Consider the following 24,332-nt stretch of genomic DNA (forward strand, 5'->3'; position numbering starts at 1 on the left):
CGCCGGTACGCGCGGCGATCCAGGGTGGATCGCCGACAGCCGCTCCTACGATCGTGACCATGTCGTCGCCCATGCCGCGCGTCCGCACCGCCACGACGGCATCGCCGCTCGTCGAGGTCGACGACGAGGGGCGACGTGCGCTGCGCGCCTGGGCTGACATCGACCGGTTCGAGATGCCGGAGGTGGAGCGGGACGACGACCGCGGGTACCGCGCCACCGGCCTGCTGGATCCGGCGATGCTGGACCCCGGAGCGCCCTCGACCTGGCCGCCGCGCCCGCGCAAGGACCCGCCTCGAGGCGGAGAGCATGTGCTCGGGTGCTCCATCATGATCGGCTGCGTCCCGAGGACGCAGGTGGAGGACGACCTCGACGAGGCCTTCGCCGACGACCTCCGGCTGCGTGAGGTGCGGCGCCCCTCCACCCGCCGAGGCGGGACGGCACCGAAGCTGACGTTCCGCGCGTCGTTCGCCGTGGACGCCTCCGGCGTCCCTGTGCCCGAGTCGCTGCAGTACCACCCGATCGTGGACTTCGCGGAGTTCGCCCGACGGAGGGGTACGACGGCGAACACGGAAGCGGTGGTGCAGGAGGGACTGCGCCTGGTGGACGAGCGGGAACGCGCCACGCAGTCCTCCTGGGACGAGCTGCTGTCCAAGAGCGCGGAGGAGGACCCGCGCCTCCTGGTCGAGCGGCTCGTCCGCCTGCTGCACGTCAGCGATGCACCGGAGCGTCCGCGACGAGTCCGCTTCGACTCCCGGTGGGTACCGGTCGGTGCCGCCACCGAGGTGCAGCCCCGCTCCTTCTACCGGGAGGACCTCCTGGCCATCGCGCAGTCGCCCACGTCCCTGGCCGCGGCCACCTACCTCACCGGGCGGCCCGGTGGCCGCCCCGGCGCCTGCCGCGACGCGGGATCCGACGCGCGGGAACGACGCCAGGAACTGCTGGAGCCCGCGCGCCTGCCGCGCGCGGCGTGGCCCGGCACGTACCTGCCGCGCCTGTCGCAGCAGGTGGCCCTGGCGTGCCTGCTGGAGGACGAGGACCCCGTCGTGGCCGTCAACGGTCCACCGGGGACGGGCAAGACGACCTTCCTGCGCGAGGTCTACGCCAACGTCCTCGCGGACCGCGCAGCCGTGATGGTCGCCTTCGACGACCCGCGCGACGCGTTCGGGGCCAAGATCGACGTGCCGATGACCTCTGGCGGCTCCCGCCCCTTCTTCCCGCCGGACGAGCGGCTGTGCGGGTTCGAGATCCTCGTCGCCTCCTCGAACAACGCAGCGGTCGAGAACGTCAGCCAGCAGGTGCCCAAGCTGAAGGAGGTCCACGAGCCGTTCCAGAGCCGGGTGTCCTACTTCCGTGACGCCTCGGACCCGGAGAAGTCGGAGGACGGCCGGGACGTGACCCGACCCGGGCTGCTGCGGAAGGACGCACCGACCTGGGGGTTCGGAGCTGTGGCGCTGGGCCGCCGGGCCCTGACCGCAGACTTCGAGAGGGTCGCCGGTCGCTACGCGCGAGCCGAGGAGCCCGGCGCCCACCTGCTGCGGCTGCTCAAGGACGGGGGGAGCCTGGTCGACTGGCGCCACGCCCAGCAGCGCTACACCGCCGCGGTCGCCGCCGTGGAGGCGTGGATCGCGAACCTGGAGCATCACCGCGCCGCCGTGCGGGTCGCCCTGACCACGCTGCACGAGCACGCCGAGGCCGAGCAGCAGGCGGAACTGGCCGAGACCGGGGTGAGATCGGCGGCCACCGCGATCGCCGAGGCGACCCGGGAGGTGGAGGCGTGCGAGGAGGCAGCCCGTACCGCCGCCGACGCGGTGACCCGATTGAAGCGGAACCGGCCCGGCCTGTGGGAACTCCTGTCTCGCACCGAGAACGCGCAGGCATGGCGACGCGCCAGGGACTCGGCCAAGACGGCGTCGACGACGGCGGAGACATCGCTCCAGGAGGCTCGCAGCGGCGCTGAGGTCAGCGCGAAGCAGGAGGAACGAGCGCAGAAGGCGCTGTCGGTCGCCCGTGCGCGCTGTGAGGAACTGCGGGACAGCGCAGCACGGTGCAGGCCCGTCCTGGACAGGATCGACCCCCGGACCTTCGTCGACGACGAGCGCTGGTGGCAGCGCCCCCGCACGGACGCCGAGCAGGGCACAGCATGGGTGACCGGTGAACTCCACGATCTGCAGGCCGAGGTGTTCGCGGCAGCACTGCAGGTCCACGAGCAGTTCACCCGCCGAGCCGGCGCGAAGGTGTCGGCGAACCTGCGGATGTGGATGCACCTGCAGGCCGGTGAAGCGTGCAAGCCGGCGGATGCGCAGCACGCCCTGGCCGCGTGGCGTTCGTTCTTCCTCGTGATCCCTCTTGTCTCGACCACCTTCGCCTCGCTGGCACGCCTGCTGGCGGGGGTTCCCGCCGGCTCCCTCGGCTGGCTGGTCGTGGACGAGGCCGGGCAGGCACCGCCCGCTCACGCGGTGGGTGGGTTCTCGCGCTTCCGACGCGCCGTGGTCGTCGGCGACCCGCAGCAGCTGGAACCGGTGGTCGGCTTGCCGGAGCTGCTCGTCGACCGCCTGATGGCCGCCCACGGGGCTCCGCCGGAACTCGCGCCCACGCGGGGGTCCGTGCAGCGGTCGGCCGATGCGGTCAGCCGCTCGGGGACGACGCGCGAGGAGGGCTGGGTGGGCCTCCCGCTGCTCGTGCACAACCGGTGCCTCGAGCCGATGTTCAGCGTGTCCAACAAGATGGCCTACGACGGCGCCATGGTGCTCGGCCGCGAGCCCAAGCCCGAGCGCGAGGCGACGACCGTCGGCGAGAGCCGCTGGATCGACGTCCCCCGCCCGGACGGGCCGCACTTCCACGAGGCGGACGCCACCGTGGTGCGGCGCCTGCTCGAGGACCTCGAGTGGGACGTCGAGAAGCCTGCCACCGTCGCCGTCATCAGCCCCTTCCGCGACGTCGTCCGGGGCATGCAGCGCGTCGTCGACGAGGAGCTCCGCACCCGACTCCGCGGAGCGACCCCTGAACGCGTCGACGAGCTGTGCCGGGTGGGAACCGTCCACACGTTCCAAGGACAGGAGCGGCACGTCGTCGTCCTGGTTCTCGGGGGCGGCTCACGAGGCGCACGACGCTGGGCGGCCATGACGCCGAACCTCCTCAACGTGGCGGTGACACGCGCCAAGGACCGACTCGTCGTGGTGGGCGACTGGTCGGCGTGGCACGACGTCGGGAATGCAGAGGTTCTCGCGGATGGGCTGCGGAAGGCTCCGTTCGACGGGTGAAGCCCAGCCGGTGCATCAGACCGCCCCATCGGGCGAATCGCCGGGCTCCTCCGGAACGGGATCGTCCGCCTCGGCGTCGGCCACCCCCGACTCCCCCTCGGGAACGACCGCGTCCAGCATGGCGACGATGTCCTCCAACTGCTGGCCCAGCCGTCGAGGAGGGGACCGGGAGAGGTGCGGAGGAGGTGGGTCCCGGAGGCTCCTGGGTGTGGTCGGGCACGCGGCGGCTGCCGCGCTGTGGAGGTTCACGCTCAGAGTGATCGGGTCGCCTGGTCGTGCATCCGTCGTGCCCAGTCGACGGCCTGCGCGGCGCGCGCGGGGGAGACCATGCTCGCGGCGTAGTGCGCCTGGTCCTTGATGTCCAGCAGGCGGCGCAGGTCCTTCGCCAGGGCCGCTCCGTCCGGACGGACGCTCGCGACGAGATCGACCGCCTGCCGGTGATCCTGACCACGGGAGCGCTGCCCCAGCCGGGAGCAGCAGACCGCGTCAGCCGTGGCGATGCCCGAGAGCACGGCGAGGGCAGCGGCCACCTGCGGGCGTGCAGGGGCTCACGCGTCCTGCCGGGCTCATCGGGCGAGGCTCCTCAGCAGCGAGCCGAGGTTCCGGCCGGTCAGGGTGAGCGCCTCGCGGCGCCACGACGCGACGATGGGCTCTCCCGCCACGACGTGCTGGCGCAGTTCTGCGAGCGAGATGTCGTACGGCTGCACGGGGTTGCCCGTCCAGGCGTGGGCGGTCGCCACGAGGGTCTCGACGTGCTGCTCCCAGGCCAGCAGTCGTTCTGGAGCGATGCCCTCGCCGCGGACCAGCAGGAGGTCGATGTCGGATTCGGCACTCCCGTCACCACGGGCCAGCGAGCCGAACACCGCTGCCGTGACGGGGCGGACGGACCAGTGCTCGAGGTGCGTCGTGAGTCGGTGCAGCAACTCGGTCCGCAGCCGGGTGAGCAGCTCGACCGCCGGCCACGCCAGATGGTCCCGGTTTCCCGTGTAGTAGACGGCGTTGCTGCGGCGCTCGGCCCGCACGACGCCCTCTGCCGTGAGGCGCTTGAGGACGCGCTGCACGCCTGGCCTCGAGCCCGTGCTGACGAGGCGTGCGACCTCCCGCCCGGCGAGGGGCGTGGTGGTGCCGGCGAGCACCGCCAAGACGGGTCCGTCCAACGAGGGCACCACGCTGCGCACAGGGTGAGCCAAGTCCATGTGGCTACTTCAGGAGCCGACCGGCTAGAAGAGAAGCCACCCTGGTGCCGGGCTGATCAACCCCTCACCCCTCCCCCTCGCCCTCCTCGTGCACGAGCGGCACCGGCGTCCACTCCTCCGTCCCGGCCGGGGTGTCCAGACCCTCGTGCGGGCGGATGCCGCGCCGCTCCAGCGCCCCCCACAGCCCCTCCATCGCCGCGTCGGGGTCGTAGCCGAACTCGCTCTCCCGCACCCGCCAGAACCTCCACCCGGCGCGCTTGAGCTCCTGCTCGCGCTGGAGGTCCTCGATGCGGGCCTCCCGGGAGGAGTGCCACCGGTCCCCGTCGCACTCCACGGCGAGGCGGCCCTTCGCGCCGGTCACGACGAGGCCGATGCGCCGCCCGTTGACCTCCCAGCCGGGGGTGACCTGGTAGCCGCGCTCGCGGATGCGCAGGTAGACGCGCTGTTCGAACAGCGACTCGAACGCGTCGTGCCGGGTGTCGAGGGGGACGTCCGCCAGTTCCACGGTGGAGCGCACGGGCGGCGGGCTGGCCATGTAGGTGAGCAGGGACCGGCGCAGGTCCTGCGGGGACAGCACGTCGACGCCGACGGAGTGGAACAGCCACATCTGGTCCTGCGCGCGGGACGCGGCCACGTTGAACCGGCGCTGGTCCTCCTCGCGGCTGAGGGCGTAGCGCTTCTCCGCGGCCACCAGGGACAGGAACACCACGTGCCGCTCGTCGCCCTGGAAGTCCGGCGGCGTGCCCACGCGCAGCCTGCGCTGCTCGAACACGTCCGCGGGGATGCGCTGGCGCAGCTCGTCCTCGATGAGCTCCACCTGGGCGCTGCCCTGCAGGACGACGACGCCGAAGGTGCGGCCTGCGTAGGCGGGGTCGTCGAGGCAGGCGGTGACCTGCTCGGCGATCGCGACGGCCTCGGCATGGTTGCGCAGCCGGGTCCCCGCGCCCTCGGTGGCGGCACCGGGGACGTGGGTGATGCGCAGCGGCGGAAGCCGGTCGCTGCCGAACTGCCGCAGCGGCACCAGCGGGGAGTCGGCGTAGAACTGCTTCGACGACCACTCGATGATCTCCGGCATGCAGCGGAAGTGCTCCCGCAGCTTCACGACGGACCCGAAGCGCGTCGCCAGCAGGCTGAACAGGCTGTCGCGGGGGGTCAGGGAGTTCCGCAGGTGGCGGGGGACGTCGGGCAGGTAGCTGTCGAGCTTGTCGAAGATGGGCTGCAACTGACCGTGGCTGACGGCGGAGGGTGCGCACTGCCGGTCGTCGCCGACGACGATGACGCGCGGAGCGAGCCACAGCAGGAACAGCGCCTCGATGCTGGCCAGGCTGGCCTCGTCGATGATGACCACGTCGAAGGAGTTCCGGTCCGGCGGGACGGTCTCCAGCACGTCGCTGAGCGGCATGATCCACGCCGGCACCGCGCCGCGAGCCTCGGCCATCGCCTCCCGCGCGCCGCGGGCGTAGTAGTGGCTGTAGCGGCCGGTCCCCTTGCCCATGGACCGGGTGTTCTGCTGGTACGAGCGCAGCGCCTGTGCCTGCCGCGCCGTCATCCGCGACAGGCACGCGTGCCACGCCTTCGCAGCGGCCAGCTTCGCGGTGAGGCTCCACACGGTGCGGGTGGCCTCGTCCAGGCGGGTGTCCAGCCGCGCCTCCAGCCCCGGGGCGCGCTGCCCCTCGAAGAACGTCTGCGCGGCGGCCCACGCCCACGCGTCCTCCAGCTCCCCGAGGCGGCGCTGCCACACCGGGTCGGCGGCGCTGGCCTGCACCAGCTGCGCCAGGCCCGGGTGGGCCTCGTTCAGCTCCCGCCACAGCTCGTCGGCGTGCGCCTGCTGCTCCGCGTCGACGCGGGCGGCGGCGAGCGCGGCGACCGCGGCGGCGTACGCCTCGGCGTCGCGGGAGACCGCCGCGGCGAGCAGGTCGCGGCACTCGGGGGCGGCGCGGTCGACGTGCGCGACGATCTGCAACCCGACGACGGCCTGCTCCAGCGCGGAGGTGGCGGCCCGCGCATCCCGCTGCGCGGCGAGCCCGTCGACCGCCTCCACGAGGGCGGACCACTCCTCCTCCGAGGTGAGGCTGCGGGCGATCCCCGCGCCGGACAGCTCCCGGCGGATCGCGTCGACCGCCTGCAGCAGCTCGTCCAGGGACACCAGGTCCCGGTGCGCGCCGACGAGCTGGGACACCCTGCGCGCCAGCGGGGCGTCCGCCGGCACCTCCAGTCCCGCCTGCGCCCAGCGCCGGGCCAGCGCCGCGGCCGTCACCTCCACGTCGAGGCGGTCCAGGACGAGGGCGAGGAGCTCCGCGCTCGAGGGCGGCAGGCCGTCGACCGTGGCGCCCTCCAGCAGCGGTTCCGCCTGCTTCTGCACCGCCGGCTTCAGCATCCCCTTGAGCTTGCCACCGGCCCGCAGGTGCTCCAGGAGCGCGCGGCCGGCGTCGAGCTGCCCCTTCGCGCTGCCCTGGCCGGCCGCCTCGAACCTGGGCAGCTCCACCTCCCGCAGCCCCAGGGAGCGCAGCCTCCGCTCGGCGTCCTCGGCCTGCCCTGCGACGTCGGTGAGCTGCCGCCACAGCAGCGCGTCGCGCCCCGCGAGGGCGTCGTCGAGGAACTGCCGGCGCCAGTCCGCCGGCCCGCCGCGCAGCGCTGCCAGGCCCGCGCGGACGCGCTCGGAGTGCGCCCGCAGCCGGCCGAACGCCTCCTCCCCGCAGCGCTCCAGCTCCGTCACGAGGTCCGTGCGGACAGCGCGCGCGGCGGTGACCGCGGCCTCCTCCGCCGCCACCAGCTCCGCGAACGACTCCGGCGGCAGCAGCGCCCCACCGGGCGGGATGAACTGGGAACCGCGGGCCCGCCGCTCCGGCGTCGTGGTGGCCAGCAGGCCCACCAGTTCACCGATCCGCCCCGCCGGCACCGGCAGCGCCGGCGGTGCGCCCGGCGGCAGCGGCGTCGGCATCCACCCCAGCCGCTCCGACCGCTCCCGCAGCCGCGTCGCGATCGCCCCCAGGGTTCCGGAGTACCCCGGCGCGACCTCGGGGTGCTCCTGCGTCTCCGCCTCCCGCAGCGCCCGGACGACGTCCGTCAGGTTGGCGGCCTTCTCCCGGGCTGCGGCCAGCTCCTCCGCGAGGGAGTCGATCTGGCGCTCGTAGCGCCCCGCGTCGAACGCGGCGTGCCGGTCCACGAGCGCGTTCACGCTGCGGGCCAGCTCCGTGGAACCGCCCCGGCCCTGGTCCGTCATCGACACGCACAGCTGGCGCACCCCGACGGGGACCTTGTGCCGCAGCACCGCCAGCGCCTGCGCCTTCTGGCTCGTCACCAGCACCCGCTGCCCCTCCGCGACGAGAGCGGAGATGAGGTTGGCGATGGTGTGCGTCTTCCCCGTGCCCGGTGGGCCCTGCACCACCACGCCCGTGTCGCGGCGCAGCCTCGTCATGACGGTGGCCTGCTCCGGGTTCGCCGGCAGCGGGAACAGCGGGTCCTCCGCCAGGGCGGTGGTGCTGCCCTCCGCGCGCAGCCACGCCATCCGCTCCTCCGGCTCCAGCGCCCGCAGCAGCTGCGCCAGGCCCAGCGGCGCGAGGGCGTCCGGGCCGGACAGCTCCTCCAGCATCCGCTCGTAGTAGCCGATGAGGCTCGTCCGGCCCCGCGGGCGCAGCACCAGCGCCGGCGCGAACCGCAGCGTCGGCGTGCTCCCCGCCTCGGCCTGCGCCTGCCAGTCCTTCGCGTAGGCGTGGCAGGCAGGCAGCGCCAGGGCGCGCCACTGCTCCAGCAGCTCGTGGTTCTCGTCCGCCAGCGGGCCCGCCTCCATCGCGCGCGCCGCCACCCGGGCCGGTTCCGCGCGGACCGCGTCGAACCCCTCCAGGCCGGTGAGCAGGTCCCGGTCGTGCACCCGCAGGCCCGTGCCGTCGGCCACCGACAGCCGCAGCACGCCGGTGCGCACGTCCACCTCCACCCCGAGGCGGGCGCTGAGGACGTGGTTGCGGATCAGCGGGCCCTCTGCGGGCTGCCACGTCAGGAAGCCCGTGGCCAGCACGAGCTCGAACTGGTCGTCCTGCTGGGAGAGGTGCCGGTAGGCGGTGCTCAGGTCGTCGTACCAGCGCCGCGCCGGGGCCGTGTGCCGCTCCCGCTCCGCCCACGCCTCCCACTCCGCGCGCCAGCGGCCGTAGGGGCCGAACGCCTCCGCGACGGAGTGCGCGGCGCCCGCCTCGACGTCGGGGTCCTCCGCCGGGTCGTGGGTCAGCGGCGGCGGCGGGCCGGCGGAGTCGTCCAGCGGGCCCACCACCCAGCCCCGCAGCACCGGCGGCAGCTCGGGCGGCGGCTCCGTCGGCACCGGCGCGAAGGACATCACGACCTCCTGCGCCTCCGCGGCCGCGTCCAGGGACGTGCCCTCGGGCAGGTCGGACAGCCACATCACCAGCCGGTGCGCGTCCACGTCCAGCACCGGGTCCCGGCCAGCGCGCGCCAGGTCCCGCAGGAACTCCACCAGCCGCGTCGTCTGCTCGACCATGTCGCGGCTCAGCGCCGAGCCCGCTTCCGTCATGGCACCTCCTTGCTCACGTCGAGTGTGCATGATGTGACGCAGCGAGGTGGGTGGGGCGGGGTGGTTCGGCGCGGCGGCGCCGTCAGCGAGGCGGCCGGGGCCTGACGGGGACCGCCCGCACCGGTGGCGCGACCGCCGTGTCGCCCGCCGGTGAGGCGAGCGACCGCTCGAAGCCGGTGAGGAGGTCGACGAGGCCCGCCACCTCGAAGGTCCGGTTGCGGCGTCCCGTGGACGTCTGCTGGAGCACGCCGGCTCGGTGCAGGCGCTCCACCGCCTCGTTCACCGCCTGGTCCGAGCGGCCCGTCGCCCGCACGAGGTGCGCGACGGTGAGGACGGGAAGCTGCGCCAGGACCTCGTCCAGCAGCAGCTCGACCGTGGAGCCGGCACGGACGGCGCCCACAGCCTCCCGCCACCTCTCGCGCAGGGCCGCCAGGCCGTCGGTCAGCTCCGCCACGCGCCCGCACGCCTCCGTGGTGGCCGCGGCGAAGGTGGCGATCCAGTCCGCGACGCCGCGCGGGGCGTCCGGATCGCGGTAGGACGTGAGCCCTGCGACGTAGTCCCGGCCGCGGGTGGCCAGGACGAGGCTGATGGGCGGAACGTGTCGGGGGCTCAGACCGCGGCGCGTGAGGACGACGTGGATCAGCGCCCTGCCGGTGCGGCCGTTGCCGTCGGGGAAGGGGTGGATCGTCTCGAACTGGGCGTGGGCGAGGGCGGCCTGGACCAGCGGCGGGTGCAGGTCCGACTCGAGGTAGTCGGCCAGGTCCTCCAGCAGGGCGGCCACCTCACCGGGCGGTGGGGGGACGAACTCCGCCTGGCAGGGGTTGTAGCTGCCGCCGCCGATCCAGTTCTGCGTCGTCCGCACCCGTCCCGCCCACGCCGCGTCGCGAGTGCCGTGCAGCAACGCGTGGTGGATGTCGCGGATGCCCTCCACGCCGATCCGCGGACGGCGGGCGACGTCGTCCACGGCTGCGCGCATCGCGTCGATGTTGCCCAGGACCTCCGCAGCGCCGGCGTCGGGCGAGGAGCCGTCGTCCCGCCTGGCCGCATCCGCGCGCGCGAGCCGCCGGCCGCCGATCTCCAGGCCCTCGATGCGGGACGACGCGACGGCCTCGGCGCGCAGGAGCAGCCGGGCCACCGCTTCGTAACCGCGAAACGGCAGCTCGCCCGTGTTGAGGTGCTGGACCGCACGCTCCGCGTCGGAGACGTCGGCGGCGACGTCGGCCGGGAGGAGCACCTCACGGCCGACGAGCGGATCGGGGACGTGGGCGTCGTAGGTGCAGGGCTGGCGGTGGCGGCGGGGAAGGCCCGCGACGTCGGCCGGGTCGGGCGACCAGGTGGCACGGACGAGGCGGGGCACGCACTGAGCATAGTCAGCTTTGGCACATAACCTTGACCATGGGCCTGAGATGCCGCGGTGCGACGTCCGGTCGACCAGCCCTGGACGTCGGACGGTTCGCCTGCCCCGGTGAGATGAGCGCTACCTGCTCCCCCACCCCCAGCGCACCGCCCGGCGGCGCGGGTGGACCCGTGACAGGGTTCGTCCAGTGAGCGGCACCTTCACCACCGGCATGCGCACCATGGCCCGCGGCGCTCGCGAGGAACCGCGGCTGTTCGCCGTCGCCATCGCCGGGTCGGTGGTCTACGGCGTGGGGACCGCCGCCACCGGCTGGCTGGTGGGGCGGGTCACCGAGCGGGTCGTCGTCCCCGCCGTCACCGGCTCCGCGGGAGGCTCCGTCAGCACCTGGGACGTGTGGCTGGCCGGTGCCGCGCTGATGGCCGTCACCGTCGTCACCGTCGCCGGGGTCCTGGCGCGGCGCATCTGGGCCGGTGCCGTCGCCTTCGCCCTGCAGGCCCGCTACCGGCGCCGCCTGGCGCGCCGCTACCTGGAACTGCCCCTGTCCTGGCACCACGCCCACCCCGCCGGGCGCCTGCTGGCCACCGCCGGCTCCGACGTGGAGGCCACCTGGCAGGCGATGCTCGTCCTGCCGTTCGCGCTCGGCGTCGTCGTCCTCATCGGCGTCGCCGCGGTGGCGATGGCGGCGGCCGACCCCCTGCTGGCCGCCGTCGCCCTGCTCGTGGTCCCCGCACTGGTGGCCGCCAACGTCGTCTACCAGCGGCGCATGTCCCCCCGGGTCACGCAGGTGCAGCGGCTGCGCGGGGAGGTCTCGGCCACCGCGCACGAGAGCTTCGAGGGTGCGCTCGTGGTCAAGACCCTCGGCCTGGCGGACGAGGAGGTCGAGCGCTTCGCCCGCGACGCCGACCGGCTGCGCGCGGCGAACGTGGCGGCCGGGCGCACCCGCGGCGCGTTCGAGCCGGTCATCGAGGCGCTGCCCAGCCTCGGCACCCTCGCGGTGCTCGCCGTCGGCACGGCCCGCGCGGCCAGCGGAGCGGTCGGCGTCGGCGACCTCGTGCAGATCGCCTTCCTGCTGGGACTCCTCGCCTTCCCGGTGCGCTCCTTCGGCTGGCTGCTGTCCGAGCTGCCGCGCACCGTGGCCGGCGACGCGCGCGTGCAGGCGGTGCTGCGCGAGAGCGCGACGACGCCCTGGGGCGAGCGCCACCTGCCCGACGCCGGCGCCGGACCGGCGCCCCTCGCGACGACCGGGCTGAGCTACCGCCACCCCGCCCCGGCCGTCGACCCGCTGGCCGGGCAGCGTCGGCACCACGACAGCGGCCCGACCCCGCGCCACGAACCCTCCCCCGCTCTCGCCGACGTCTCCCTCGACGTCGCGGCCGGCTCGACGGTCGCCGTCGTGGGCAGCACCGGCTCCGGCAAGTCCACGCTGGCCGGGCTGCTGGTGCGCCTGGTCGACCCCACCTCGGGCGCGGTGCTGCTGGACGGCGTGGACGTGCGCGAACTCGCCGAGGGGCAGGTCGCGGGCGCCGCGGCCCTGGTCCCGCAGTCCACGTTCGTCTTCGACGACACCGTGCGCGGCAACATCGCCCTCGGCCTGGACGCCGACGACGTGCCCCCCGACCGCCGCGTGGGCGACGACGACATCTGGGAGGCGCTGCGGCTGGCGCGCGCCGACGGGTTCGTCGCCGCCCTGCCGAACGGCCTCGACGAACTGGTCGGCGAGCGCGGCTCCACCCTCTCCGGTGGCCAGCGCCAGCGCCTCGCCCTGGCCCGGGCGCTGGTGCGGAAGCCGCGGCTGCTGGTGCTCGACGACGCCACGAGCGCCCTGGACCCGGCCGTGGAACGGGCCGTGCTCGACGGGCTCGCCGCCTCCGGTGCCGGCACCACCGTCGTGGTCGTCGCCTACCGCCCGGCGACCATCGCGCTCGCCGACGAGGTGGTCCACCTGGAACGGGGACGGGTTGTGGACAGAGGGCCCGCCGAGGAGGTCGCCGCCCGCGACGCCGGCTACCGCGACCTCGTCACCGCCTACGCCCGCGCGGCACGCGACCGCGCGGACGAGGCGGCGGGAAGGGCGGGCCGGGCATGAGCACCGCCGTGAAGAGTTCCGCCCCGCGCGAGGGTGTGCTGCGCCGCGCACAGGAACTCGCCCCCGAGATCGCCCAGGGCCTCGGCGTCACCCTCGCCATCGCCGCGGCCACCACCGTCGGCAAGCTCGTCGTGCCCGTCGCCGTGCAGCAGACCGTCGACACCGGCGTCCTCGCCCCCGGCGGCCCCGACGTGCAGCGCGTCGTCGTCCTCTGCGCCGTCGCCGCCGTCATCGTGCTGCTCACCACCGTCACCGCCTGGGTGGTGAACGTGCGGCTGTTCCGCGCCACCGAGGCCGGACTCGCCAGCCTCCGCGTCCGCGCGTTCCGCCACGTCCACGACCTCGCGGTGCTCACCCAGAGCGGCGAACGGCGCGGCGCCCTCGTCAGCCGCGTCACCAGCGACGTCGACACCATCTCCACGTTCCTGCAGACCGGCATGCTCGTCCTGGTCCTGTCGCTCGGGCAGGTGGTGCTCGCGACGGGCCTGATGTTCTTCTACTCCTGGCAGCTGGCACTGGTGGTGCTCGGCTGCTTCCTGCCGCTGGTCCTGCTCCGCCACCGGTTCCAGCGGCCCGTCGCCCAGGCCTACGCCGCGGTGCGGGTGCGGATGGGCGAGATGCTGTCCGCGATCTCCGAGACCGTCGTGGGCGCCGACGTCATCCGCGCCCACGCCGCCTCCGCCCGCTCCTGGCGCACCGTCGACGCCGCCGTCGAGGCCCACCGCAAGCAGGCCGTCAAGGCGCAGGTGGCGACCGCGGCGACGTTCTCGTCCGGGGTGCTCGTCTCCGGTCTCGTCGTCGCGCTCGTCCTCGTCGTCGGCACCCTGCTCGGGATGAACGGCGACCTCACCCTCGGGCGGCTGCTCGCCTTCCTCTTCCTCGCGCAGCTCTGGGTCGGGCCCGTGCAGGCCACCGCCGAGGTGCTCAACGAACTGCAGAACGCCCTCGCCGGCTGGCGACGCGTCGTCGAGCTCATCGACACCCCCGTCGTCGTGCCCGAACCTTCCAGGGACCGGGTGCGGGAGCTGCCCGCCGGGCCGGTCGAGGTGCGCGTCGAGGACGTCGGCTACGCGTACCCGGGCACCGATCGTGCGGTCCTGACGGGTGTGTCCCTGCACCTGCCCGCCGGCTCCCGCACCGCCGTCGTCGGGGAGACCGGCTCCGGCAAGACCACCCTCGCCCGGCTCGTCACCCGCCTCGTCGACCCAGTGCAGGGGCGGGTGGTGCTGTCCGGGGTCGACGCCCGCGACCTGCCCGGGCGCGAACTGCACCGCCGCGTCGTCGCCGTGCCCCAGGAGGGGTTCCTCTTCGACACCACGATCGGGGAGAACGTCCGCCGCGGGCGGCCGGGTTCGTCGGATGACGACGTGCGGGCGGCGTTCGCCGAACTCGGACTGGGCGACTGGCTCGACGGGCTGCCCGACGGGCTCGACACCCCCGTCGGGCAGCGCGGAGAACGGCTCTCCGCCGGGGAGCGGCAGCTCGTCGCGCTGGCGCGGGCGCACCTCGCCGACCCGGACCTGCTGGTGCTGGATGAGGCGACCTCGTCCGTCGACCCCGCGACCGAGGTGCGGTTGCAGCGGGCGCTGGAGGGGGTGCTCAGCGGGCGGACGTCCGTGGCCATCGCGCACCGGCTGTCGACCGCGGAGGCGGCGGATGTGGTCGTGGTGGTGGACGGGGGGCGGGTCGTAGAGGTGGGGGCGGCGGGAGAGCTGGTGCGCGCGGGTGGGGCGTACGCGCGGCTGCACGGCGCGTGGGCGGCGGGGCGGGGGTGAGGGGCGGGGTGGAGAAGGCGGTGGGGCGCAGACCGGAGTCTGCGTCACTCCTCTTCGCACTGGGCCAGGAGTTCCCCGGCTGAGCCGGTGCCGCCGGATCCGGCGCCCACGTCACCCCGACACGGTGATGCCCGGATCGTGGATGCGCTTGAACCTCGGGGCTCCCCCCAACGGATCGATGTGGGCGTAGGCGGTGCGCGCACCGCCGGCAGCGGCGACGACGACCTCCTCGATCTCGTCCTGGTCCCTCATCGGCACCCGTGAGAGGTGCAGGAGGTAGGGGGATGACAACGCTGTTCCGCAACTTGCGGGCGTCCTCCACGAGGTGCCCGAGGTCGTAGTCGAGCCCCACCTCGATCACCACGGGCGCGTCGATGCAGCCGGCACGGAACTGCGCGAGGGCCGCCGCACCGAGCTGCGACGGCGCGAGCATGGCAAGGTCGAAGAAGCCGCGCGGTCCGTCCGCTTCCCGCGGACGGGTCTCCGGCCACTCCTTGTGCACCAGCTGGGTCCGCTGTCCCGTCGCCAGGGCGAACTCCCCCTGCAGCAGAGGATCTTCCTTCAGCAACTGGAAGAGGCGGGCGTGGATGGAGTGCTCCACCCGGTGCAGGTACGGATCGCGGACGAACTCCTCGACCAGGGAGTCGATAGAGTTCCGGTCCGCTGAGGACCCGGGCGTCCGCGCGGAGGTTGGCGATGAGGGGTTCACCTCGGCGCACCGCCTCCTCGAACTGCTGCCTGGTCAGCGCCACGACCTGCACGTCGTTGCCGGTCAGCTCCTCGAGCCCTCGCACGGTCAGATCGACCTGGGTGCTCCAGTGCTCGTCGTCGGCGAGCGTCGCCGAGCGCAGGACGAGCAGGTCGATGCCGCTTCCGGCGTCGGCTTCCCCGCGCGCCCAGGAGCCGAAGACGGCGACGAGCTCGGGCGCGGGCGTCCACTCCTCGATGCGCGCACGCAGCCGCTGTTCGACTGATCGGGCAGCCTCGGCGATGTCCAGGAGGGGCCGGGCGAGGACGTGCTGCCGGTTGAGGCGGTAGGTGACGGCACTACCCACGGGAGCGGCGGTGACGAGTCCTTCGGCGACGAGCCGGTGCAGGCACGCGCGCACCTGGGCGTAGGAGCGACCTGCCAGTCGGTGAACCCCCGCACCGGTCAGTGGGGCGTAGGACTGCACGAGGACGAGCAGGACGTCAGCGTCGACGGTCGGCGTCACGCTGCGGAGGGGGTTGCTCAGGTGCATGGCGCTCCTATCGGGATCCCGATGGTGCTATCGGGATCCCGATAGGGGGCTCAAGCGCGACCTCCCGCTCAGCCCGTCACACCAGGAACCCGTCCATGGCGACCGTGGGCCGGCGGGTGGCCGGGTCCCACGCGCACATCTGGTAGTCGGTGAACGGGGAGTACCCCTCCGGGGCCCAGTAGAACAACCCGAGCGCGCCGATGCTGCGCATCTTCTGGATGAAGTAGGACAGGTCCGCCTTGGTCCGCTCGGCGCGGTCCCAGCGACCGCCGAACTCCACCTGCATGACGGGCTTGCCGTAGCGGTTCTTGAAGCCCTCGATGTTGTTGGCGATGGCGTCGATGGTGGCGGCGCCGCTGGCGTAGGAGGAGAACCCGGAGATGTCCCACCTGCCGCCGTGGTTGCGGTAGGTGTCGAGCCAGTTCGTGATGACGTCGCCGTGCTGGGGTTGGGCGAGGTGGACGATGGTCTGCGCGGCGGGGAACACCTCCTTCACCATGTCGTGGGCGGCGTTCAGCAGGCCCGCCAGCTGGGCGGGGTTGTAGCGGACGCTGCCGGTGGGGACGCAGATGCCGGGGTTGGTCTCGTTGCCGAGCTGGACCCACGCGGGCGAGACGCGGTGGTACTTCAGCACCATCATGAGGTGGTAGACGTAGTCGTACATCGCCTGCTGCATCTGGCTGTAGGTCATGTCCGCCCACGCCGCCGGGGGGTTCTGCACCCCGACGGAGTTCCAGGTGTCCCCGAAGTGGGGGTCGATCATCACCTGCATGCCGGCGTCCTTGCACCGCCGGGCGAAGCGCGCGGTCTCCTCCGTGCTGCAGTGCCCGTCCTGAGGGCTGGAGGAGGGGTTGACGAACGCCCGCAGCCGGACCGCCGTGATGCCGTACGTCTTGAGGATGGCGAGAATGTCGGCCCGGTTGCCGTTTCGGTCGCACCAGTAGTAGCCGTTCGCCTCCATCTGGGGCACCCAGCTGATGTCGGCGCCCTTGACGAACCCGGTGGCGGCCTCGGCGCCGGTCGCCCCGAGGGCGGCGAGCCCCGTGCCGGCGAGGGCTCCGGTGAGGAGCGTCCTCCGGGGAACGGCGTTGTTCCGATCGGTGGTCATGAAGTCTCCAAAGAACAGGGGGACCCGGATTCGCACACATCGACGTGACGGGGGGTGAACTTCCTGTGACCGGTTACAGTGCCGCCGGCGCTTCGGCCTGTCAAGTGGAGAACAGGGGAGTTTCCGGGCGAGGATGGCTCGCATGGATCGACAGCACAGGGTCGCCGGCGCCCTCATCGGCTCCGCGGTCGGCGATGCCCTCGGCGCGCCCTTCGAGTTCGGCCCCGACGGGCGGTTCAGCGCCCGGTTCCCCTCCCCCGCCCGCGGGGTGGCGACGGAGATGTGCGGCGGCGGAACCCTCGGCTGGGAGCCCGGCGAGTTCACCGACGACACGCAGATGGCGCTGCTGCTGGCGGAATCCCTCGTGGAGCGGAACGGCCTGGACGGGGCGGATGTCTTCGACCGCTTCCGGCGCTGGGCCGAGGCGGACCCGCCGGACATCGGCCTCCAGACGCGGGCGGTGCTGGGCTCGTGCCTGCCGTGGGACACCGCTGCGGCGGAGCACTTCCGCGCGGGGAACCGCTCCGCGGGCAACGGCTCTCTCATGCGCAACACCCCGGCGGCGATCTGGTTCGCGCGTGCCGGGCGGGAGGCGACGATGGACGCCGCGCGCCGGATCTCCGCCCTCACCCACGGCGACCCCGCGGCAGGCGAGGGCTGCGCGATCTTCCACGAGGTGCTCCGGGTGCTGCTGGCGGGCGGGGACGCGGACGCGGCGGTGGTGGACGCCCTTCCGCTCGTGGCGGCGGAGCACCGGGAGAAGTGGGCGCGGGTCTGCGCGCCATCGTGGCGGCCGCAGGACGCGACGGAGGGCAACGGCGCCGTGTGGCCGACGCTCGGCTCGGCGCTGTGGGCGCTGCGGAACTCCGCCACGTTCGAGGAGGCGCTGCGCCTCGTCATCGACCTCGGCGGGGACACCGACACCGTCGCCTGCGTCACGGGGGCGCTGGCCGGGGCCCGCTCGGGCATCGCGGGCATCCCGATGCGCTGGACGTCCGTGCTGCACGGGCGGGTTCCCGGCTTCGAGGGGCGCTGGGAACTGCCCGACCTGCACCTGCTGGCCCGCCGCCTCGACGGCCACCGCTCCGCGCAGCCGTACGCGCCGCCCACCTCGCACGACCTGGAACCGGCCGAGGTGGCGCCCGGGGTGTGGGCCGCGGACCTCGACGGGGCCCGCCGCAGCGACCGCGACTTCGCGGTGGTCTCGCTGTGCCGCACCGGCGGGCGCTTCGGCCACGACGTGCAGCGCCTCGCCTACCTCGTCGACGACGACACCAACCCCGAGGTCGCCACCGTCCTCGACGACGTCCTCGACGACATGGCCGCGCTGCGCGCCGACGGCCGGCGGGTGCTGGTGCACTGCTTCGGCGGGGCGTCGCGCACCGGCCTGGTGCTGCGGGCGTGGCTGATGCGGACCGAGGGGCTGTCCGCGCAGGAGGCGACGGAGCGGGTGGCGGCGCGCTGGCCGCACCTGGGGCTGTGGAACGACAGCTTCACCGCGGCACTGGAGGAGTTCGGGCGGCGCTGAGCGGGCGGGCGGCGCATGCCCCGGGCGTGGTCAGCTTCCTGGACGTGCGGGACCTGGCCCTGCCGTCGGGGTGACGTCCGGGCCCTCCCCGTCGAGCAGGTGCTCGGCCTCGGCGATCTCGTCGAGCCCGGCCACGTCCTCGGCGGGCTCGTCGACGCCGGGGGCGAAGGCGGAGCCCGGCACGTCGTCCGGCTCGGTCGGCGGGTGGGCCACAGCGGTGCTCCTCGGGCGGCTGGTTCGGACAGGAGGAAGCCTGGCACGTCCCCGCGTTCCGGCACGGGGCGGGGACGTCCGGCCACGACACGCCGGCGCGTCGCGTGCGCAACGTCCCCGTGTCGGGTGCGGCACCGCGGGGCGGGGACGTTCGGCGGCGACACGCCGGCGCGTCGCATGCGCAACGTCCCCGCGTAGGCCAGGAGCGCAACGTCCCCGCGCCACCCGCCGCCGCGCGCCGACCCGCTACTCCCGCCGGTACCCGAAGAAGGAGCGCTTCACGATCAGCGCGGTGACCTCCACCGGCACCATCGACTCCCATGAGTCGTCCCCGCTGCCGATGCGCCGCAGCACGTCGCGGCTGAGGATGGGCAGGTACTCGGACCGGTAGTTGTCGAGGTCGACGAAGGAGCCGCGGCCGGAGAGGTAGTCGAACAGCGGCTGCAGGTCCGGGTCCACCTTCGTCTGGTCCACCGTGAGGACGCCGTCGCCGGACGGCTGCTGCATCGGGTACACGTAGAGCCGGAGGTCGTTCTTGAACAGGCGCCCGAAGCTCTCGAGGATGCCGCCCTGCATGTGGGTGTGGTTCTCCTCCTTGAACATGTCGAGGAGGCTGGGCAGGCCGAGGACGATGCCGATCCGCTCCTTGGTGCGCGCCTGCAGGTAGGCGGCGAGGCGGTTGTAGTCGTAGTAGTCGGAGATGAGGACGGTGACCCCGCAGGCGCCGAGGAGGTCGGCGCGGGCGAGGAAGTCGCGCCGGTCCACCTTGTCGGTGTCCGCCCGGAGGTTGCGCATCGTCAGCTCGGCGAGGGTCAGGATCGGCTTGCCGGCGACGGCGGGATCCTGTTGGAACTTCTCCCGCGCGCACTCCAGCATGTCGATGTTGACGACGGTGGGCGGACGGAAGCTGCCGCGCTCGACGAGGACGGCGTGCTTGCGCAGCGCCTCGCTGGGCTGGAGGACCTCCCCGTCGGGCCCGAACATCGCGACGCCGCTGAGGCCGAGCTGGACGAGCTGCAGCGCCATGATGCGGTTGTCGACGCTGCGGAACTCGATGCCCTTGAACTTGATCATGTCGATCTCGATGCGGCCCGTGGAGAGCCGGTCGAGGAGGCTGGCCACGACCTGGTCGGGCTCGTGGCGCTGGAAGAACGCGGCGTGCAGGAGGTTGACGCCGACGATGCCCAGCGCCTCCTGCTGCAGCGCGGCGTCGTCGTCGAGCATCCGGACGTGCAGGACGATCTCGCTGGGCTCGTCGTGGGGGTGCGCCTGGAACCGGACGCCCATCCAGCCGTGGCACTCGTTGCCGCCGCGGTAGCTGCGGGCGACGACGGTGTCGGCGAAGGCGAAGAAGCAGGTGTCGTCCCCGCGGGTCTCCCCGAGGCGCTCCACGTTGAGGGACAGCTCGTGCTGCAGCATCGCCTGCAGGCGGCCGAGGGAGACGTAGCGGTCGGACTTGCCGTAGACGGCGTCGCTGACGGCCATGTCGTACGCGGACATCGACTTGGCCATCGTCCCGGCGGCCCCGCCGGCGCGGAAGAACCAGCGCGCCACCTCCTGCCCGGCACCGATCTCGGCGATCGTGCCGTACCAGCGGGGGTCGAGGTTGATGCGCAGGGCCTTCTGCAGGGTGTCGCCCGCGATCTCCATGAGCCGTTGCGTCCTCTCAGGGGCGGTGGTGCCGAGGTGGAGCAGCTCCATACTGTCCGCGCTCGCGGAGTCACGCCACGTGACAGATCCCGCTCCCCGCGCCGTCCCCTCCCCCGGGCGGCAGGATGCGCCCCGTGGCGGACGCTGGGCGGGACGGGTCGTGGGACGTGGCGGTCGTGGGGGCGGGACCGGCGGGCAGCGCCGCGGCCCTCGCGGCGGCGCAGGCGCGGCCCGGCGCGCGGGTGCTGCTGCTGGACAAGGCGGACTTCCCCCGGGACAAGCCCTGCGGTGACGGCATCGCCCCGCACGCCCTCGACGTGCTCGCCGGCCTCGGCGTGCCGGACGCCGCGGCCGGGTACCCGCCGGTGGGGCGGCTGGAGCTGGGCTTCCCCGGCGGGCCGGTGGCGGCGGGGGACATGGCCCGGCCCGCGCGGGTGGTGCCGCGGCGGGTGTTCGACGCCCGGCTGGTGGCGGCGGCGCAGGAGCGTGGCGCGGTGCTGCGCCGGCAGCAGGTGCGGGAGGTCGCGGTGCTGGCGGACCGGGTGCTGCTGGACCCCGGCACGCCGGAGCAGGTGGCGGCGCGGGTGGTGGTGGCCGCGGACGGGGCGCACTCGCTGCTGCGCCGGGCGGTCGGGATGCCCGCCCCGCGGCGGGTGGCGTTCGCCGTGCGCGGCTACGCACCGGCGCCGGCCGGGGCCGCGGCCCAGGTGATCGCGTTCGGCACCGCGCGCTGGCCGTCGTACGCGTGGTCGTTCCCCATCGGCGACGGGTGGGCGAACGTCGGCTACGGGGAGCCGCTGGTGGATGGTGCGGCGCTGAGCCGCCGCCGGCTCGTCGAGGGCGTGGAGGAGCTGCTGCCCGGCGCGGGCGGCGGCGCGCGGGACTGGCGGGGGCACCACCTGCCGCTGTCCACCGGCCGGGCCCGCCAACCGGACGGGCGGGTGCTGCTGGTGGGCGACGCGGCCTCGTTGATCAACCCCGTGACGGGGGAGGGCATCTACTACGCGGTGCTGTCGGGGTCGCTGGCGGGGCGGGCGGCGGCGATGGCGGAGGAGCCGGGCGGGACGTACCGGCGGCTGCTGCGCTCGCACCTGGGGGCGCACCTGCGCTCCACGGACGCGGCGGCGGCGCTCAGCCGGTCCCCCCGGCTGCTGGGCGCGGCAGTGCGGGGCGCGGCGGCGGACGCGCGCGTGTTCGCCGACCTCGTGGAGCTGGGCCTGGGGCGGGGCGTCCTGACGCCCCGGGCCCTGGCGGGGGTGCTGCGCGGCGCGGGACCCCTGGCGGCGGGCGCCCCGACGGCGGGTCCCCTGGCGGCGCGCCGGACAGCGCGGAGGGCCCCGCTCTGACGAGCGGGGCCCTCCGTCCGGCCGGGAGCGCTGGGGTGCTCGGGGGCTCAGGCGAGCAGCAGCTCCTGGTCGGGTGCGAGCTGCGCGGCGCCGGCGCGCATCCGGCGGCCCGTGAGCTTCTGCAGGCGCAGGTGCAGGACCTGGCCGCTGTCCTCCGGCGCCCAGGTGCCGAGCTTGCCGCTGAGTGCCTGCGACTGCTCCGCGGGCAGGAGCCGGGCCCGGCCCACGGCGGTGACGCTCCAGCCGCTGCGCTGGTCGACGTCGACGACGTGGACGTTGAGGGCGACGGTCGCGTTGGCGACCGCGCGGGCGAAGATGCTGTCGGCGGTGGTGCGGATCAGCACCTCGTCACCGTCGACGACGTAGTTGACGGTGCGGATCGCGGGCAGGGCGTGCTCGGTGTAGGCGATGACCCCCAGGTTCCGCGATGCCAGCAGTTCCTTGCACTCGGCAGTACCGATCTCTTCGGCGGTCCCCATTGCCCGGCTCCTCTCGTCGCGCCCCGTCGCTGCGACAACGACCCGCGCGCCAGTGCGCGAGTCGTTATCGACACGTTAAGTACCTCACCGTAAGCGGAGCGAAACCATCTTGACCAGAGGTTCTAGGCTTCGCCTCGCTTTTCCGACCACCGTGGACCGGTCCTTCCCCGGCCTCGCGCGGTGGGACCGATCCCGTTGCGGCGCGAGCCATCCCGTGCATGCAGCGGTGCCGGGGAGTCGCCGGCCGCCGCCGCCCGCAGGTAGTGCAGAGCGAGATCACCTCACACCGGAAAAGCGCCCTCAAATGGTTGCAAGATTCCGGCAGCGCCGCGCAAGGGCGCGTCGCCGCCCGGTCCGGGGACGGCGGTCGGGCAGGATGGCCGACCGTGGCGGAGCTGGTGTTCTTCTCGGGGACGATGGACTGCGGCAAGTCGACGCTCGCCTTGCAGATGGATCACAACCACGGCGTGCGCGGCCGCCGCGGCCTGCTCTACACCCGCTTCGACCGCGCCGGGGACTCCGTCATCTCCAGCCGCCTCGGCCTGCACCGCCCGGCGCTGGAGGTCCGCGACACCACCGACTTCTTCGCCGAGGTCGCCTCCCGGCGCACCCGCGGCGAGCGCATCGACTACCTCGTCTGCGACGAGGCGCAGTTCTACGCCCCCGTGCAGGTCGAGCAGCTCGCCCGCATCGTCGACGACCTCGCCATCGACGTCTTCGCCTTCGGGATCACCTCCGACTTCCGCACCCGCCTCTTCCCCGGCAGCGCGCGGCTGGTGGAGCTGGCCGACCGCGTGCAGCTGCTGCAGGTCGAGGCGCTGTGCTGGTGCGGCGCCCGCGCCACGCACAACGCCCGCACCCTGCACGGGGAGATGGTGGTCGAGGGGGAGCAGGTCGTCGTCGGCGACGTGCAGCAGGACGCCGACCCCGCCCTCGACCCGGCCTCCGTCGAGGTGGCCGCCCCCGTGGAGTACGAGGTGCTGTGCCGGCGCCACCACATGCGGCAGGAGACCGCCGCGCGCGCCCGCGCCCGGGCCGGCACCCAGCTCCGCCTCGACGACGTGCCGGTGGGGGCGTAGCCCGCGGCGGCGTGTGCGAACGTCGGGGCATGACGCGACGCGACTACGACCCCGCCGCCCTCGGACGGGCCGTCTACCCGCTCCTGACCAGCATCATCGTGCCCCGGCCCATCGCCTGGGTCTCGACCCGCTCGGCGGACGGCGTCGACAACGTCGCGCCCCACTCCTTCTTCACCGTCAGCTCCGTCGACCCGCCGGTGGTGCAGTTCACCTCCGTCGGGGAGAAGGACTCCCTGCGCAACGCCCGCGCGACCGGTGAGTTCGTCGTCTGCCTCAGCGACGAGGAGAACGTCGAGCGGGTCAACGCCACCGCCACCGACTACCCCGCCGACGTCAGCGAGTTCGACGCCGTCGGCCTCACCCGCGAGGCCAGCACCGTCGTGCGGCCCCCGCGGGTGGCGGAGTCCCCGGTCGCCATCGAGTGCCGCGTGCTGGACCTGAGGAGCTTCGGCGACTCCACCGTCGTCTTCGGGCAGGTCGTCTGGGTGGCCGTCGACGAGGACGTGCTGCGCGAGGGCCGCCCCGCCATCGACCTGCTGCGCCCCGTCGCCCGCCTCGGCGCCGACGAGTGGAGCGCCATCGGGCCCGTCAGCACCCGCCGGCGCATCCCCTACGAGCTGACCGGGGAGTGAGGGGCGGGCCTCAGTCCCCGCCCCCGCCACCGCCGCCGTCGCCACCCCCGCCGCCGTCCCCGCCGCCCTCACCACCGCCGCCGCAGGAGTCGCCCCCGAGGTCCCCGCCGGAGCCCCAGCCCCCGCCCCACGCACCGCCGCTGCCGCCGCTCTCCACGTCCCCCTCCGACGTGCCCGCGGCCAGCCGCCGCACGGCCAGCTCCAGGTCGGTGAGGGCCGGCGCCAGGTGCGGCGGCACGGCCCGCTGCCGGGCGACCACGTCGACGGTCCTGCCCGCCGCCCGCCAGCCGGACTGCGCCGGCAGCTCGATCCCCGCGCGCCGCAGGGCACCGACCGCGGCCAGCAGGCGCACCAGCGACGCGGCCCCCGGCTCGACCGGCCGGCCCTGGACGGCCTCGCGCAGGGCGCCGACCACCCGGGCCGCCGCCGCCTTGCGGGGACCGGCGTCCAGCAGCGGCCAGCGCACCGACGGGAAGACCCACAGCACGATCCGCTGCTCCTCCCGCAGGACACCGCCCGCGGCGAGCGCTCCGGTGGCGCCGGCCCACGGCTCCTCCTGCGCCACCCGGCCGAGCTGGGTGGGCAGGTGGCCGGGCAGCGCCTGGACCGCGACGACACCCGCCCGCTGCAGCCGCGCACCACCCGGACCCGCCCCGGCGACGGGGACGAGCCGGCGCTCGACCGGGTCCGGGGCGAGGTGCCCGGCCAGCAGCAGCTCCGACAGCAGGGCACCCGCGAGAGCCAGCTGAGCGCGTCGGGCGGAGACGGTGCGGCGGCCCTCGTCGGGCGTCAGCAGCAGCAGGGCCAGGTCGTCGGCGAGGAGCACGTCCCAGACGCTATTGACCACCCCGGATCACCGG

General features: G+C 74.2%; 19 protein-coding genes and 1 pseudogene. 8 read left to right on the plus strand and 12 right to left on the minus strand.

The annotated features are described in order from the left end of the window. The first annotated feature begins 59 nt into the window (after window positions 1-59). Window positions 60-3,260 carry a DEAD/DEAH box helicase gene (locus CLV92_RS13010; protein WP_146099524.1) on the plus strand — a complete coding sequence of 1,067 codons (3,201 nt, stop codon included), beginning with the start codon at window positions 60-62 and terminating at the stop codon, window positions 3,258-3,260. 15 nt (window positions 3,261-3,275) lie between these two features. Here the strand turns inward: CLV92_RS13010 and CLV92_RS22900 are convergent, their stop codons facing one another. The 5 genes from CLV92_RS22900 to CLV92_RS13030 form a co-directional block, all read right to left on the minus strand. Further along, on the minus strand, window positions 3,276-3,398 hold the full coding sequence (locus tag CLV92_RS22900) for a hypothetical protein (protein ID WP_281256933.1): 123 nt from the start codon (window positions 3,396-3,398) through the stop codon (window positions 3,276-3,278). Between the two features lie 113 nt (window positions 3,399-3,511). After that, window positions 3,512-3,790: a hypothetical protein gene (locus tag CLV92_RS13015; protein ID WP_104433272.1), complete on the minus strand. Its 279-nt coding sequence runs from the start codon at window positions 3,788-3,790 to the stop codon at window positions 3,512-3,514. Between the two features lie 36 nt (window positions 3,791-3,826). Continuing rightward, complete coding sequence (locus CLV92_RS13020; RefSeq protein WP_158257236.1) at window positions 3,827-4,417, minus strand: nucleotidyltransferase family protein; 591 nt, start codon at window positions 4,415-4,417, stop codon at window positions 3,827-3,829. Window positions 4,418-4,520: 103 nt separating this feature from the next. Then, window positions 4,521-8,978: an AAA domain-containing protein gene (locus tag CLV92_RS22905; RefSeq protein ID WP_104433274.1), complete on the minus strand. Its 4,458-nt coding sequence runs from the start codon at window positions 8,976-8,978 to the stop codon at window positions 4,521-4,523. An 82-nt stretch (window positions 8,979-9,060) separates the two neighbouring features. Next, window positions 9,061-10,335: a Fic family protein gene (locus tag CLV92_RS13030; RefSeq protein WP_104433275.1), complete on the minus strand. Its 1,275-nt coding sequence runs from the start codon at window positions 10,333-10,335 to the stop codon at window positions 9,061-9,063. Between the two features lie 187 nt (window positions 10,336-10,522). On the opposite strand from CLV92_RS13030, the gene CLV92_RS13035 reads away from it, so the two are divergent. Next, window positions 10,523-12,421 carry an ABC transporter ATP-binding protein gene (locus CLV92_RS13035; RefSeq protein WP_104433276.1) on the plus strand — a complete coding sequence of 633 codons (1,899 nt, stop codon included), beginning with the start codon at window positions 10,523-10,525 and terminating at the stop codon, window positions 12,419-12,421. Further along, window positions 12,418-14,196: an ABC transporter ATP-binding protein gene (locus CLV92_RS13040; protein ID WP_104433277.1), complete on the plus strand. Its 1,779-nt coding sequence runs from the start codon at window positions 12,418-12,420 to the stop codon at window positions 14,194-14,196. Before CLV92_RS13035 ends, CLV92_RS13040 begins: the two co-directional genes overlap by 4 nt. Window positions 14,197-14,307: 111 nt before the next feature. On the opposite strand, the gene CLV92_RS21470 is transcribed toward CLV92_RS13040, so the two are convergent. Further along, complete coding sequence (locus CLV92_RS21470) at window positions 14,308-14,448, minus strand: hypothetical protein (RefSeq protein WP_158257237.1); 141 nt, start codon at window positions 14,446-14,448, stop codon at window positions 14,308-14,310. A 73-nt stretch (window positions 14,449-14,521) separates the two neighbouring features. On the opposite strand from CLV92_RS21470, the gene CLV92_RS22430 reads away from it, so the two are divergent. Continuing rightward, window positions 14,522-14,863, plus strand: coding sequence for a hypothetical protein (locus tag CLV92_RS22430; protein ID WP_245886783.1), 342 nt, complete (start codon window positions 14,522-14,524; stop codon window positions 14,861-14,863). 217 nt (window positions 14,864-15,080) lie between these two features. Here the strand turns inward: CLV92_RS22430 and CLV92_RS23230 are convergent. Then, a pseudogene (locus tag CLV92_RS23230) lies at window positions 15,081-15,437 on the minus strand (nucleotidyltransferase domain-containing protein); the annotation flags it as partial. 76 nt (window positions 15,438-15,513) lie between these two features. Continuing rightward, window positions 15,514-16,545, minus strand: a complete 1,032-nt coding sequence (locus tag CLV92_RS13060) for a glycosyl hydrolase 53 family protein (RefSeq protein WP_104433281.1) — start codon at window positions 16,543-16,545, stop codon at window positions 15,514-15,516. A 142-nt stretch (window positions 16,546-16,687) separates the two neighbouring features. Between CLV92_RS13060 and CLV92_RS13065 the strand changes: the two genes are divergently transcribed. Next, window positions 16,688-18,073 carry an ADP-ribosylglycohydrolase family protein gene (locus CLV92_RS13065; RefSeq protein WP_104433282.1) on the plus strand — a complete coding sequence of 462 codons (1,386 nt, stop codon included), beginning with the start codon at window positions 16,688-16,690 and terminating at the stop codon, window positions 18,071-18,073. Window positions 18,074-18,103: 30 nt separating this feature from the next. Here the strand turns inward: CLV92_RS13065 and CLV92_RS13070 are convergent, their stop codons facing one another. Beyond that, window positions 18,104-18,286, minus strand: a complete 183-nt coding sequence (locus CLV92_RS13070; RefSeq protein ID WP_104433283.1) for a hypothetical protein — start codon at window positions 18,284-18,286, stop codon at window positions 18,104-18,106. 246 nt (window positions 18,287-18,532) lie between these two features. Then, entirely contained in the window at window positions 18,533-19,936 is a 1,404-nt protein-coding gene (locus CLV92_RS13075; RefSeq protein WP_104433538.1) for a nicotinate-nucleotide adenylyltransferase, read from the minus strand. Between the two features lie 125 nt (window positions 19,937-20,061). On the opposite strand from CLV92_RS13075, the gene CLV92_RS13080 reads away from it, so the two are divergent. Next, window positions 20,062-21,282, plus strand: a complete 1,221-nt coding sequence (locus tag CLV92_RS13080; RefSeq protein ID WP_104433284.1) for an NAD(P)/FAD-dependent oxidoreductase — start codon at window positions 20,062-20,064, stop codon at window positions 21,280-21,282. 47 nt (window positions 21,283-21,329) lie between these two features. Here CLV92_RS13080 and CLV92_RS13085 read toward each other — a convergent pair whose 3' ends face one another. Further along, window positions 21,330-21,761 (minus strand): pyridoxamine 5'-phosphate oxidase family protein, encoded by a 432-nt coding sequence (locus CLV92_RS13085; protein WP_104433285.1) that lies wholly within the window; start codon window positions 21,759-21,761, stop codon window positions 21,330-21,332. A gap of 386 nt (window positions 21,762-22,147) precedes the next feature. Between CLV92_RS13085 and CLV92_RS13090 the strand changes: the two genes are divergently transcribed. Both CLV92_RS13090 and CLV92_RS13095 read left to right on the plus strand, forming a co-directional pair. After that, window positions 22,148-22,840: a thymidine kinase gene (locus CLV92_RS13090; protein ID WP_104433286.1), complete on the plus strand. Its 693-nt coding sequence runs from the start codon at window positions 22,148-22,150 to the stop codon at window positions 22,838-22,840. 29 nt (window positions 22,841-22,869) lie between these two features. Next, entirely contained in the window at window positions 22,870-23,472 is a 603-nt protein-coding gene (locus tag CLV92_RS13095) for a flavin reductase family protein (protein ID WP_104433287.1), read from the plus strand. A gap of 10 nt (window positions 23,473-23,482) precedes the next feature. On the opposite strand, the gene CLV92_RS13100 is transcribed toward CLV92_RS13095, so the two are convergent. Beyond that, entirely contained in the window at window positions 23,483-24,298 is an 816-nt protein-coding gene (locus CLV92_RS13100) for a GPP34 family phosphoprotein (RefSeq protein WP_158257238.1), read from the minus strand. Window positions 24,299-24,332 lie beyond the last annotated feature (34 nt).

This window comes from Kineococcus xinjiangensis (assembly GCF_002934625.1).
In the GTDB taxonomy this organism is placed as follows: Bacteria; Actinomycetota; Actinomycetes; order Actinomycetales; family Kineococcaceae; genus Kineococcus_A; species Kineococcus_A xinjiangensis.